The 12,463-nt window shown below is 62.5% G+C and carries 5 protein-coding genes, 1 tRNA gene and 8 pseudogenes; 10 read left to right on the top strand and 4 right to left on the bottom strand.

From position 1 onward, the window contains the following. Window positions 1-95 precede the first annotated feature (95 nt). The 3 genes and pseudogenes from PspTeo4_RS01035 (at window position 96) to PspTeo4_RS01025 (ending at window position 2,119) form a co-directional block, all read left to right on the top strand. Window positions 96-1,050, top strand: a pseudogene (locus PspTeo4_RS01035) (LysR family transcriptional regulator). 55 nt (window positions 1,051-1,105) lie between these two features. Further along, window positions 1,106-1,560 (top strand): annotated as a pseudogene (locus tag PspTeo4_RS01030) (MarR family winged helix-turn-helix transcriptional regulator). 130 nt (window positions 1,561-1,690) lie between these two features. Further along, on the top strand, window positions 1,691-2,119 hold the full coding sequence (locus tag PspTeo4_RS01025) for an organic hydroperoxide resistance protein (RefSeq protein WP_027596038.1): 429 nt from the start codon (window positions 1,691-1,693) through the stop codon (window positions 2,117-2,119). Between the two features lie 110 nt (window positions 2,120-2,229). Here the strand turns inward: PspTeo4_RS01025 and efp are convergent, their stop codons facing one another. Beyond that, window positions 2,230-2,799: an elongation factor P gene (efp, locus tag PspTeo4_RS01020; protein ID WP_322361950.1), complete on the bottom strand. Its 570-nt coding sequence runs from the start codon at window positions 2,797-2,799 to the stop codon at window positions 2,230-2,232. Window positions 2,800-2,847: 48 nt separating this feature from the next. Continuing rightward, window positions 2,848-3,980 (bottom strand): annotated as a pseudogene (earP, locus tag PspTeo4_RS01015) (elongation factor P maturation arginine rhamnosyltransferase EarP). Between the two features lie 99 nt (window positions 3,981-4,079). On the opposite strand from earP, the pseudogene PspTeo4_RS01010 reads away from it, so the two are divergent. Together PspTeo4_RS01010 and PspTeo4_RS01005 are read left to right on the top strand one after the other, a co-directional pair. Then, window positions 4,080-4,504, top strand: a pseudogene (locus PspTeo4_RS01010) (hypothetical protein). Between the two features lie 2 nt (window positions 4,505-4,506). Further along, window positions 4,507-4,977: a GreA/GreB family elongation factor gene (locus PspTeo4_RS01005; protein WP_322361949.1), complete on the top strand. Its 471-nt coding sequence runs from the start codon at window positions 4,507-4,509 to the stop codon at window positions 4,975-4,977. A 48-nt stretch (window positions 4,978-5,025) separates the two neighbouring features. On the opposite strand, the gene PspTeo4_RS01000 is transcribed toward PspTeo4_RS01005, so the two are convergent. Further along, window positions 5,026-5,982, bottom strand: a complete 957-nt coding sequence (locus PspTeo4_RS01000; protein ID WP_322361948.1) for a LysR family transcriptional regulator — start codon at window positions 5,980-5,982, stop codon at window positions 5,026-5,028. Window positions 5,983-6,099: 117 nt separating this feature from the next. Here PspTeo4_RS01000 and PspTeo4_RS00995 point away from each other — a divergent pair, with 117 nt between their 5' ends. The 4 genes and pseudogenes from PspTeo4_RS00995 (at window position 6,100) to PspTeo4_RS00980 (ending at window position 11,014) form a co-directional block, all read left to right on the top strand. Next, the gene (locus PspTeo4_RS00995) at window positions 6,100-6,849 is read left to right on the top strand and encodes a 3-oxoacyl-ACP reductase family protein (RefSeq protein WP_322361947.1); all 750 of its coding nucleotides are present in this window, start codon (window positions 6,100-6,102) and stop codon (window positions 6,847-6,849) included. A 195-nt stretch (window positions 6,850-7,044) separates the two neighbouring features. Then, window positions 7,045-8,231, top strand: a pseudogene (locus tag PspTeo4_RS00990) (MFS transporter). A 124-nt stretch (window positions 8,232-8,355) separates the two neighbouring features. Further along, window positions 8,356-8,734, top strand: a pseudogene (locus tag PspTeo4_RS00985) (hypothetical protein). 149 nt (window positions 8,735-8,883) lie between these two features. Beyond that, window positions 8,884-11,014: pseudogene (locus PspTeo4_RS00980) on the top strand (TonB-dependent siderophore receptor). 350 nt (window positions 11,015-11,364) lie between these two features. Here PspTeo4_RS00980 and PspTeo4_RS00975 read toward each other — a convergent pair. Continuing rightward, window positions 11,365-11,454, bottom strand: a tRNA-Ser gene (locus tag PspTeo4_RS00975). Window positions 11,455-11,744: 290 nt separating this feature from the next. Here PspTeo4_RS00975 and PspTeo4_RS00970 point away from each other — a divergent pair. Then, window positions 11,745-12,433: pseudogene (locus tag PspTeo4_RS00970) on the top strand (crotonase/enoyl-CoA hydratase family protein). Window positions 12,434-12,463: the final 30 nt, after the last annotated feature.

The raw sequence follows: 12,463 nt of genomic DNA, 5'->3' as shown, positions 1-12,463 counted from the left end.
GCGTTTTCAATCAGCGCATGCTACCCAGTCGGGGCTGGCGGGGAAACGCACAACAACGCACAATGGCTATGCGTTTTTCGCAAAGCAGAGTCACCATGAGCCCTGACACACTGACTGAACAACTGAGCCTGTTTCTCGATGTATTGGAAACCGGCAGCTTCTCCGCCGCCGCCCGTCGCCACCCGCTGACGCCCTCGGCGGTGGCGCGGCGCATCGACAACCTGGAGGCAGCCGTCGGCAGCCGCCTGTTCGTGCGCAGCACCCACGCCGTGCGCGCCACACCGGCCGGCAATGCCTTCGCCGAACGCGCCCGGCGCATCATCGAGGAGCTGCGCCTGGCCCGGGCTGAAGCGGTGTCGCTGAGCAATGCCCCGGAAGGCCTGATTCGCATCGATGCTCCGGCTGCCTTTGGCCGTCGCCACCTGGCTCCAGCCATCGCCGACTTTCTGGTGGCTTACCCGGGCCTGGACGTTCAGCTGCGGCTGATCGACAGCTTCGTCGACCTGCACGGCAGCCACCTGGGCGAGGTGGACCTGGTGCTGCGCGCCGGCCCCCTGGCCGACACCCGCCTGGTCGCCACGCCGCTGGCCTATATGGTGCGCATCGCCTGCGCCAGCCCGCCTACCTGGCCAGCCGTGGCGTGCCGGCTTGCCCCAGCGAGCTGCCCGGCCATGACGGCCTGGACTGGGACGGGCTCGCGCCGCCATTTGCCTGGCGTTTCACAGTCGCGGGGCAAACCCGCCTGTATCGCCCGCAACGCATGCGCATGGCCGCCAACAATGCCGAAACCCTGCTGTTCGGCGCACTCGCAGGCCTGGGTGTCGCGCACCTGCCCACTTGGCTGATCAGCGAATACCTGCTGCGCGGCGAGCTGATCCCGCTTTTCTGCGAAGGCGGCCTGCCCGAACCTGAGACCAGCGGTATTTATGCGCTGCGCCTTGAACACGAAACGAACTCTCGCAGCCGTTTGCTGCTCGAATTCCTCAAGAGCCGCTTCAGCCCGATCCGCCTTGGGACCTGGCCCTGAGAAGCGAACTGCGCTGGCAATGAGCGCGCCAATCATCAGCGTGCTAGATTTTCCCATTGATCATATTCAAGGACCTGCATGAACGCCGACCCCAAAGCCCCCTGTGACGAGTTGCTGCTGGACAACCAGGTCTGCTTCGCCCTGCACTCCACCTCGTTGCTGATGACCAAGGTCTACAAGCCGCTGCTTCAGGCGCTGGGGCTGACCTACCCGCAATACCTGGCCATGCTCGTGCTATGGGAGCAGGACGGCCTGACCGTGGGCGAAATCAGCCAGCGCCTGCTCACCGACCCTGGCTCACTTACCCCCTGCTAAAACGCCTGGAAAGCGAAGGCCTGCTCAAGCGCACCCGCAGCCGCGAGGACGAACGCGTCGTGCTGGTACAACTGACCGACAAAGGCCGCGCCCTGCAACAACAGGCCAGGAGCGTGCCGCAATGCATTCTCAAGGCCAGCGGGCACAGCCTGGAACGCTTGCAGCAGCTGCAGGCTGAACTGCTGGAATTGCGCGACAACCTGCAGAAGAACCTCTGAGGACTATGCTGTGAGGTGGCCGTTCGGATGAACGGTGGAAGATTTATCTTGCGCACTAACTAATTGCGCGCTAATTTAAATCCCGTACCCACTCAGCGCCCCGGCGCACAGCACTCAAGCGAGGTTCAAGATGCAAAAGGTCACTCCGCTGTACATCGCAGAAGCCACCTCCACTGGCGGTCGCGACGGTAAATCCCGCTCCAGCGACGGCAAGCTGGAAGTCAAGCTGAGCACCCCCAAAGAGCTGGGTGGCGCAGGCGGTGACGGCACCAACCCCGAGCAGATGTTCGCAGCCGGATACTCGGCATGCTTCATCGGCGCCCTGAAATTCGTGGCTGGGCAGGAGAAAAAGGCCCTGCCGGCGGATGCCTCGATCACCGCGAACGTGGGCATCGGCCAGATTCCAGGTGGTTTCGGCCTGGATATCGACCTGCACATCAACCTGCCGGGCCTGGCCCAGGCTGACGCCGAAGGGCTGGTGGAAAAGGCGCACAAGGTATGCCCTTACTCCAATGCCACCCGCGGTAACGTGGATGTGAGACTGCATGTAACTGTCTGAGTCGGCGGCACCTGGTTCGCGGGTAAACCCGCTTCTACAAGGACCAGCGCCAAGTGACAGGCATAAAAAAACCCGGCCTAGGCCGGGTTTTTTGCGTCTCGCAAGAAGTCTTACTTCTTGGAACGGCCTTTGAAGCTGTTGTCGCGGGTATCGATATCGATCCACTCGTCGATTTCGATGAAGTCGGCAACCTGGATCTCGGTACCGTTGGCCAGCTTGGCAGGCTTCATGACCTTGCCCGAGGTGTCGCCACGAGCAGCGTTCTCGGTGTAGACGACTTTACGGCTGATGGTGGTCGGCAGTTCAACCGATACCAGGCGGCCTTCGAAGAAGACGGCTTCGCAGACGTCTTCCATGCCTTCTTCGATGTACGGCAGAACGGCTTCGATGTCCTCGGCGTTCAGTTCGTACATGGTGTAGTCGGTGGTGTCCATGAAGGTGTATTCGTCACCGTTGATGAACGACAGGGTCGCTTCTTTGCGATCCAGGATCACGTCGTCCAGCTTGTCGTCTGCACCGTATACGGTTTCAGTCTTGTAGCCGGTCAGCAGGTTCTTCAGCTTGGTCTTCATGATCGCGCTGTTACGGCCCGACTTGGTGAACTCAGCTTTCTGAACCAGCCACGGATCGTTATCGATGCGCAGAACGGTACCGGGTTTGATTTCTTTACCAGTTTTCATTGCAAAATATCCGAATCTGGATGGATTTATAAAAATCGAGGCCGCGTATCATAGCGAATTTCGGCAAAAGTGTACTAGCGCCGTGGCAAGGTCCGGCTGAGCGGCCTGGCGCAAGGCCCATTTCCGGGCATGCTGCTGCAGCTCCGGCCAATGTGGCTGCGCCGCCTGCCACGCCTGACCCATGTCGCGCCCCATGTTCCAGGCATGCCACAGCGCGGTCAGTGCAGCGCCGGCAGCGTCCGACAGGCCGCGTCGATAATGCCGAGAAATGCATCGAGCTTTTCCCAGTGGGCATTCTCGTCCTGTACGTAGATATGCCACAGCATGGGTCGCCCAGCCCACTGCGCCCGCACGAATGAATCTTCGCCACGCACGGCATTGAAATCGCAGCACCACAGCAGTCGGTCATAGTCGTCCTGGCTGACGAACGGCAATATCTGAACCGTCAGGCTACCACGCTGGTAGCGGTCCCCCACCTGCAGCGACGACTCGCCCAGCCAGGTGCCCAGGTCAGCGAGGATGCGGCCCTGCGGGACCAACATGTGATGGGGCTGGCAGCCCGCAGCCAATGCATCGAGCCAACTGCCCAACTGCGCATTTTCGTAGGCAAACAGCGAAATCAAGCGAGCATCGGCCTGTACTTGCACGCCAAGGCCTTGCAGGAACTCGTCGCGTACTTCAGCAGACTGTTCAAAGGCTTCGCGCCGCGCCATCAGCGTGGCTTCGCGCAACAGCCCGCCGGTTTTCTCGGTAAAGCCTGGGAAGAAAAACACCTTGCGCAAACCATTGGGCTGCGGAGACGGCAAGCCATGGCAACCCTCGACCCAGTCTTCGGCACTGAGGTATTCAAGGTTGAGCCACACGGTCGGCGCAGGCCGCGCACGCATGGCCTCGACGTACGGCGTCGGCAACTGGCAGGCGAACGCACCGATCACCACGTCCGCGACCGCCACCGGCTGCCACTCGGCAGGCCAGCGGCGTATGTCGACACCCTGCTGCCACTGCTGGTCGGCCGCTGGATCGGCGCCCGGGCAAAGGCGCATGAAGGCCTGCAGGTCATCCACCCACAGGCGCACCGCCAAGCCATGCTCGGCCACCAACTGACGGGCCAGGCGCCAGGTCACGCCGATGTCGCCGTAATTGTCGACGACGGTGCAGAAAATGTCCCAGGTGGCCTTCATGTGCCCTACCCTCGTCGCACGGAAAAACCGCGGATTTTGCGCATAAATTGTCGCCAGCAAAAGCACCGACGCTGAAAAAACGCCCGGCGCCATGCGACAATGCCAGCTCGTCCCGCCCTGCCAGGAGGCCGTCATGCCCGCCAACGCGAACTGAAAATCACCCTGAAGCCGCTGCAGTTGGTCCTGTGCGTGGCCTTTGGCCTGTGGCTTGGCGCCGTGGCCATCGCCCTGAGCCTGTGGCTGGCCTTGCAGTACTGGCCGAGCAGGTGCAGCCAGTGGCTCAGGTGGTCGCTCCGGCCTATGCAAGGCCCGCCGCACCGCCCGTGCAACCGGTGGATGCACAAAGCGAGATGTTCGAACGTTACAAGGACATCCTGCAGAAGCAGGAAATGCAACAGGCCGCCGAAGCAGCCCAAGGCAACCCGCGCAACCTCAACAGCCCCAAGTGCCAGTTCTGGCTGCAACAGAACCGCACCGCGCCGACCGACAAGAGCCAGGCCAACGTGCTGGAGTTCTGTTACTGATCATGGACAAAACCACCCTGCTGGCACAGATCGTCGCCACCCTCGAACACGACATGGACGTGTTGCGCCGCGCTGCCCAAACCGCCTACGAGACTGCCACGGCTGAAGAAAACATTGCCGAGAACAAGTACGACACCCTCGGCCTGGAGGCGTCGTATCTGGCTACCGGGCAAGCGCGTCGCACTGCCGAAATCCGCCAGGCATTGCTGACCTATCAGCAGTTGCTGTTGCGCGAATACGACCCGGCGCGCGGGGTGCAGGTGAGCAACCTGGTGACGCTGGAGGATGAAGCAGGCGAACGGCGGGTGCTGTTCCTCGGGCCGGAAGCGGCTGGGCTGAAGATTGGCGAAGGGGAAGAGCTGGTGACCGTCATTACGCCGCGTTCGCCCCTGGGGCAGCAGTTAGTTGGCAAGAAGGTCGATGACGAAGTAAACCTTGGTGCGCAGGTTTTCTTTGTGATGGGTGTGGTCTGAGCGGGCCCATTCGCGGGCAAGCCCGCCCCCACAGGTATTTCCATGAACTCAGGGGCAACGCGGAACGCTGGCGCCCTGCAACGCATCGAACCGCCGCGCCAGCCCCTGCTCGGCAAATTGCTCCACGACAAAATCGATGAACGCCCGTGTCTTGCCCGGCAACAACTTGTGCTCGGCGAAATACAGGCAGATGTGCCCGTCGTCCACATACCAATCGGGCAGCACCCGCTGCAGGCGCCCGGCCTCCAGGTAAGGCACGGCGAACGGCAGGCTCACCAGGGCAATCCCCAGCCCCTGCTGCGCCACAGCACAGGCGGCATCCGAATCACTCATGGTCATGGCCTGGCGCAGGAGTAACGGCTGCTGCTCCTGCCCACGACTGGTCAGCGGCCATGACCGCACCCGCCCCGTCTGCGGCGAGCGGATCAAGATGCCGTCATGCCGCTGCAACACCTCTGGCCCCTCGATCGGTGCATGACGCAGCAGGTACTCAGGCGCTGCCACCAGCACGCGATGGGCCGGGGTGAGCTTGCGCGCCACCACCCCCAAGGGCAGCTCGAAGCCACCGCCGATGGCGGCGTCGAACCCTTGGCCGATCAGGTCGACCTGACGATTGTCAAAGTGCCAATCCGGCGTGATCGCCGGGTATCGGCGCAGAAACTCTCCCAACAACGGCAACACGTACAAGCGGCCGAACACCGTGCCCATGCTCACCCGCAGCAGCCCGGCCGGCTGGCCCTCCGAACTGGCCAGGTTGGCCACGGCGTACTGGATGGTGCGAAAGCTGTCGCTGACCTCACCCAGAAAACGCTGACCGGCCTCGGTCAGGGTCAGTTTGCGCGTACTACGCTGGAACAGTCGCACGCCCAGTCGCGCCTCCAACTGGGCGACATGCTTGCCCACCGCGGCAGGCGTCAGGCTCAGGCGGCGAGCCGCCTCGGCAAAACTCCCCACCTCGGCGCTGCGGATGAAGCACTCGATTGCACTGAACGATTCAATCGCCATGATTAACAACCAAAGGTTTACTTTGACAATAGTGATTAGCATCTTATCAGCCGGTAATCGAGGGCCGATACTGCGCCCATCCAAGGCATATCGCCTGGTTTCCAGCAGGAGATCAACATGTCCAAGCAACTGACTCTCGAAGGTAAAGTCGCCCTGGTGCAGGGCGGTTCCCGCGGCATTGGCGCCGCGATCGTGCGGCGCCTGGCCCGGGAAGGCGCCAAGGTCGCCTTCACCTACGTCAGCTCCGCCGGCCCGGCCGACGCCCTGGCCCGGGAAATTATCGAACAGGGTGGCCAGGCGCTGGCGCTGCGCGCCGACAGTGCCGATGCAGCCGCAGTGCAACTGGCCGTGGATGACACCGTGAAGCAGTTCGGCCGCCTCGACATCCTGGTCAACAACGCCGGCGTGCTGACCGTGGCGCCGGTCGCCGAGTTCGACCTGGCGGATTTCGACCGCATGCTGGCCGTGAACGTGCGCAGCGTATTCGTCGCCAGCCAGGCCGCGGCCCGCTACATGGGTCAAGGTGGGCGAATCATCAATATCGGCAGCACCAATGCCGAACGCATGCCCTTTGCCGGCGGCGCCCCGTATGCAATGAGCAAATCCGCGCTGGTCGGCCTGACCCGAGGCATGGCCCGCGACCTGGGGCCGCAGGGCATCACGGTGAACAACGTGCAACCCGGCCCGGTGGACACCGACATGAACCCAGCCAGCGGCGAGTTCGCGGACAGCCTCATCCCCTTGATGGCGATCGGGCGCTACGGGCAGGTGGATGAAATTGCCAGTTTCGTCGCTTACCTGGCGGGGCCTGAAGCTGGGTACATCACCGGGGCCAGCCTGACGGTTGACGGCGGGTTTGCAGCTTAAGCCTCTGCTGTCCCAATCGCCGGCAAGCCGGCTCCCACAGGTGCACGCAGACCTGTGGGAGCCGGCTTGCCGGCGATTGGGCCGGTAAAGCCCCTTTCGGGCCAACTGCCATGAAGTACAAAACTACACATTGGCGTCACCCTCAAGACTTCCCGATACTGGCCACCACTTACCTCTGCCCGCAACGAGATTTCCATGAACACCCCAACCCTCAGTCGCGCCTTGATCCTGCTGATGGCCACCGCCACCGGCCTGGCCGTGGCCAGCAACTATTACGCCCAGCCGCTGCTGCACAGCATCGCCGAACAGTTCGGCCTGAGTACCGCCAGTGCCGGCAGCATCGTCATCGCTGCCCAGCTCAGCTATGGCGCGGGCCTGCTGCTACTGGCGCCACTGGGTGATTTGTTCGAACAGCGGCGCCTTATTGTGGTGATGACAGCTATCTCGACCCTGGGCCTGGCGATCAGCGCCTGTGCGCCGAGCCTGCCCTGGTTGCTGCTGGGCACGGTGCTGACCGGGTTGTTCTCGGTGGTGGCGCAAATCCTGGTGCCCATGGCTGCGGCACTGAGCGCGCCACACCAGCGGGGCCGTGCGGTGGGCACGCTGATGAGTGGCTTGCTGCTGGGCATTCTCCTGGCCCGCACGGCTGCGGGCTTCATGGCAGAACTCGGGGATGGCGCAGTATCTATGTGCTGGCCGCGGTACTGATGTCGGTGGCGGCCATCGCCCTCTACCGCAGCCTGCCGCAGCACAACAGCCATGCAGGGCTGAAGTACCCGGCGCTGATCGGTTCGGTATTTCGCCTCTTCGTGCAGGAGCCGGTGCTGCGCCTGCGTTCGTTGCTTGGCCTGTTGGCTTTCAGCCTGTTCGGACTGTTCTGGACACCACTGGCCTTCCTGCTGGTGCGCGAGCCCTACCACTATTCCGACGCCGTGATTGGCCTGTTCGGCCTGGCTGGCGCAGCGGGCGCACTGTCTGCGAACTGGGCAGGCCGCCTGGCCGACCGCGGCAAAGGTTCGCTAGGTACCACGGTGGGGTTGGTCGCGCTGATGCTGTCGTGGGTGCCTCTGGGCTTTGCCGAACAGTCCTTGCTGGCTCTGCTGCTGGGCGTGCTACTGCTCGACCTGGCGGTGCAACTGGTACACGTGAGCAATCAAAACGCGGTGATTGCCCTGCGACCGGAAGCCCGCACACGGCTCAATGCCGGGTACATCACCTGCTATTTCATCGGGGGTGCCATGGGTTCCCTGCTGGGAACGCAACTGTTCCAGCACCGGGGCTGGATGGGGATCGTAGTCGCCGGGCTGAGCATTGGCGCACTGGCACTGCTGGTCTGGGCCATGGCCGAGCGCAAACGCAAGCGTGCGCTACAGTTTGCCTGAGCCACGCCTGCGGTCAGGTGCCGTGACAAAACGCCACGACCCTCCGTCGCCCCGCCGTTGACTTGCTGGCCAAGGCGGGGCTCAGTAGGCGTTGGTCAAGGCCCTTTCCCGACAGGACGACGCAATGACAAGACTCACGGTGCAATCCGGCGATTTCTTGCAAGGTGAAGGCGAGTATCGCAATGGAGCGCTCACACTCAAGACCCGCGCAGCCCCTCACCTGGCGAGCGGATTTCTCTCACGCGAATCACCGACCTCAGGCTCGCCAGCCTGGAGTCCAGCCGCAGCCTGAGTACCGCGCTCGGCTGGGGGTGGCCGGTGCCCTGGTGGCCGGCCCGGTGGGCCTGCTGGCTGGGCTCTGGCTCGGCGGCAAAGAAGAGGAAGCCACCTTCCTCGCCACCTTCAAGGATGGCCGCAAACTGATGGCCATCACCGATGGCAAGACCTGGTCGAAGATCGACGACAGCTGGCGTCGGCACCGGCATCCCGCTTCGAACGACTGAAGTTCGCCAGGCCCTACCCGTCTAATCTCTCGGCGCCCCTTGAACAAGGGCGCCGCGCGTCTTTGCGCCTGATAACATGGCGCCTTTTTTGCCTGCCTGGCCTGCTCGCGAACGGGCCAACTCGGTAATTGCCTCCAAGGAACTCCCGCATGCCCCTGCGTCACCCGCGCCTGCCCCTGAGCCTGCTCAGCCTGGGCCTGGCCTTGCACAGCCCGCAAAGCGCTGCCGAAGACAGCATCGAACTGGCCCCGTTGCAGGTTTCCGACACCTACAGCGATGAGGGATACCAGGCGCGCCAGGCCTCGGTGGGAGGTTTCCAGGCCGCTCCACTGCTCGACATCCCCGCCTCGGTCAGTGTGTTCAGCCAGGCACTGCTGGAGGACCGCCAGGTGCGCAAGCTCAGCGAAGTGCTGCAAAGCGATGCGTCAGTTGGCGAAAGCTACGCACCGATCGGCTACTACGAGAACTTCAACGTGCGCGGTTTCGAGCTCAATGCCGCCAGCAGCTACCGCATCAATGGCCAGACCATTGCCGGCGAACAGAACGTCGCGCTGGAAAACAAACAGCAGGTTGAGCTGCTTAAAGGTTTGTCCGGGCTGCAGGCCGGTGTGTCTGAACCCGGCGGCTTGATCAATTACGTCACCAAGCGCGCCGAGGATGTGCGTAGCGTGACGGTTTCGACTAATGATCAAGGCGAGCGCTACCTGGCCACCGATCTGGGCGGCTGGTTCGGCAGCGAGCGGCAATTCGGCCTGCGCGTGAACCTGGCTCACGAAGACATCCGTTCCTACGTCGACCACGCCGATGGCAAACGCGACTTCGCGTCAGTGGCGTTCGATTGGCAGATCAATCCGGACGCCACCTTGCAGCTGGATGCTGAATACCAGCACCGCGAGCAGCGCTCGGTGCCGGGATATCAGTTGCTCGGCGGCAGCGAAGTGCCCCACGGCGTCGACCCGGATGACCGGCTGGCCTACCAGTCCTGGGCCAAACCGGTACAGAACGATTCACTGAACCTCGGTGGGCGTTTCGAATACCGCTTCAGCGATGCCTGGACCGGGACCTTGAGTGCATCGCGTAGCCAAGTGGTGATCGACGACTACAGCTCGTTTGCCTGGGGCTCCAGCGAAGGGGCTTTCTTCGGCAGCAATGGCGATTACGACATTTACGATTACCGCAGCCCGGACGACACCCGCCGCACCGACGAGGCCCAGGGCATGCTCAATGGGCACTTCCAGGCCTTGGGCGTCGCTCATGAACTTACCGTTGGCGCCAGCGCCCACGCCGCACGCTTGACCAGCGCCCTTACTACAACGAGTGGCTCGGCACCGGCAACATCTATACGGGCGCGCCTTCTCTGGAACCGTCGAACAAACCTTTGGGCGACAGTGAACGGCGCCTGGACAGCCGCCAATTTGGGCTGTTCGTCAGTGATCGCATCACTTTCAACGAGCAATGGCAGACGGTGCTCGGTGCCCGCGAAGTGCGCCTGGACGAAAAGACCTGGGACGAAACCGGCGTTGCCGGGCGCCACACCCGTCAGTACCAGTTGTTGCCCAACGCCGCACTGATCTACAAGCCGCGCACGGACACAACGCTGTATGCCAGCTATGCCAAGGGTTTGTCAGCCGGCGGCACCGCCCCATGGTTCGCCACCAACCGGTTCGAGATACTTGCGCCGACGCTGTCCCACCAACTGGAGGTTGGCATCAAGCGCGACTTCCAGCGCATGAGCCTCAGTGCAGCACTGTTCCAAATTCGCCAGGCCTACCAATACGCCCGCCCCGATGGTGGAGGCAACTTCACATACGTGCAGCAAGGCCAGCAGAAGAACGTTGGCCTTGAGTTGGGCGCCAGTGGCTGGGTCACTTCGAACCTGCAGATTCAAGCCAGCGCCGCCGCCATTCGTGCTCGGGTGCAAAACAGCGGCACCGAAGCCTATGAAGGGCACCAGGCGATCAACGTGCCGAGGCTACGTGCGGCACTGCAGGCCGACTACAGCTTGCCGATTCCTGGCTTGGCGTTGTTAGGCGGGGCGCGCTGCAGCGCCAGCAAATATGCGAGCCAGGCAGGTAATGTCGAGGTTGGGGGTACACCGTGTTCGACATCGGCAGCCGTTACCGCACCCGTATCGGAGGGTATGACACCGTGCTGCGGCTGACGGTGGATAACGTGCTCGACAAACGCTACTGGCGCGATGTCGGGGATTACCTGGGGGACAACTACCTGTTCCAGGGAGCGCCGCGTACGGCACGGTTGTCGGCTTCGGTCAGTTTTTGAAGGCAGGTGCCTGTCTTGAGTGTTGCGGTGTTGCGTGTATCGAGCGCCGCCCGCGCGGCGCATCGCGAGCAAGGCTCGCTCCTACGTTTGTTTACGGCCAATAACACCTGTGACAGGCGCGCGCGACCGCCTTGTGTGTACGACTCGATATCAAGCCATGCGCCAAGGCGTTCGCGCGCAAATTTCACAGGCATAACTGGCCCGAAACAAACGTAGGAGCGAGCCTTGCTCGCGATGCGCCGCGCGGGCGGCGCGCGATCTCATAGGCGCCGAAAAACTCCCGACGACCACCCAACGGCCCAAAACAAAAAAGCCCCGAACTTTTCAGTTCGGGGGCTCTTCGTAGAATGTGGCGGTGAAGAAGGGATTTGAACCCTTGATACGATTTCTCGTATACACACTTTCCAGGCGTGCTCCTTCGACCACTCGGACACTTCACCGTTTTCCCTTCAAGCTATTCAGCCTGTCGAGGCGCGCTAATTTAGTAGAAGCCTTTTCCTTTGGCAAGCATTTTTTTCAGAATTTTCATGCGCTTAAGCAAATTCTTTGAAAAACCGGGGTTGGCAGGGCAATGCTGCCATTCTCGCTTGCGCTTTTACCCGTCCCAAACACCCTGCCCCGGCACTTAAAGGCAAGGCGCGCAAACGCTGACTGGCTGGTCAGCCTTACTGCTTTACCTGGCTGGCGGTGCTGGGTAACGTCGTCGCCACGACACCTAAAGGACTCTGCCATGAGCGAGCTGATTACCTACCACGCCGAAGACGGCATCGCCACCCTGACCCTGAACAACGGCAAGGTCAACGCCATCTCGCCGGATGTCATCGCAGCCTTCAATGCCGCCCTGGACCGCGCAGCACAGGAACGTGCGGTGGTGATCATCACTGGCCAGCCGGGCATTCTTTCCGGCGGCTATGACCTCAAGGTGATGACCGCCGGCCCCAAGAAGCCGTCGGCCTGGTCACCGCTGGCTCCACCCTGGCCCGCCGCCTGCTCTCGCACCCCTTCCCGGTCATCGTTGCCTGCCCGGGCAATGCCGTGGCCAAAGGCGCCTTCCTGTTGTTGTCGGCCGACTACCGCATCGGCGTCGAGGGGGCGTACAAGATCTGCCTGAACGAAGTGCAGATCGGCATGACCATGCACCATGCCGGCATCGAGCTGGCACGAGACCGCCTGAGCCGGGCCGCCTTCCAGCGCTCGGTGAACAATGCCGAGGTGTTCGACCCGCAGGCAGCGGTGGATGCTGGCTTCCTCGACAAGGTGGTGCCTGCCGAGCAACTACAGGAAACCGCCCTCGCCGCAGCGCGCGAACTGAAGAAACTGAACATGCTGGCGCACAAGAATACCAAGCTGAAGGTGCGCAAAGGGCTGCTGGACGCCCTGGATGAAGCGATCCTGCTTGACCAGAGCCATATGGGCTAAGCCCTAGGGCCCTATCGCCGGCTTGCCGGC

It is taken from the genome of Pseudomonas sp. Teo4, assembly GCF_034387475.1.
Classification (GTDB): Bacteria; Pseudomonadota; Gammaproteobacteria; order Pseudomonadales; family Pseudomonadaceae; genus Aquipseudomonas.
The sequence above is the reverse complement of the archived record's forward strand: the minus strand, read 5'-3'. Positions and strand labels throughout refer to the sequence as shown.

What these genes read in the sequence shown, in the direction of transcription:
- PspTeo4_RS01005 (WP_322361949.1), top strand. Translation starts at nt 4,507, where the DNA reads ATGGACAAAACCACCCTGCTGGCACAGATCGTCGCCACCCTCGAACAC.
- PspTeo4_RS01025 (WP_027596038.1), top strand. Translation starts at nt 1,691, where the DNA reads ATGCAAAAGGTCACTCCGCTGTACATCGCAGAAGCCACCTCCACTGGC.
- efp (WP_322361950.1), bottom strand. Translation starts at nt 2,799, where the DNA reads ATGAAAACTGGTAAAGAAATCAAACCCGGTACCGTTCTGCGCATCGAT.
- PspTeo4_RS00995 (WP_322361947.1), top strand. Translation starts at nt 6,100, where the DNA reads ATGTCCAAGCAACTGACTCTCGAAGGTAAAGTCGCCCTGGTGCAGGGC.
- PspTeo4_RS01000 (WP_322361948.1), bottom strand. Translation starts at nt 5,982, where the DNA reads ATGGCGATTGAATCGTTCAGTGCAATCGAGTGCTTCATCCGCAGCGCC.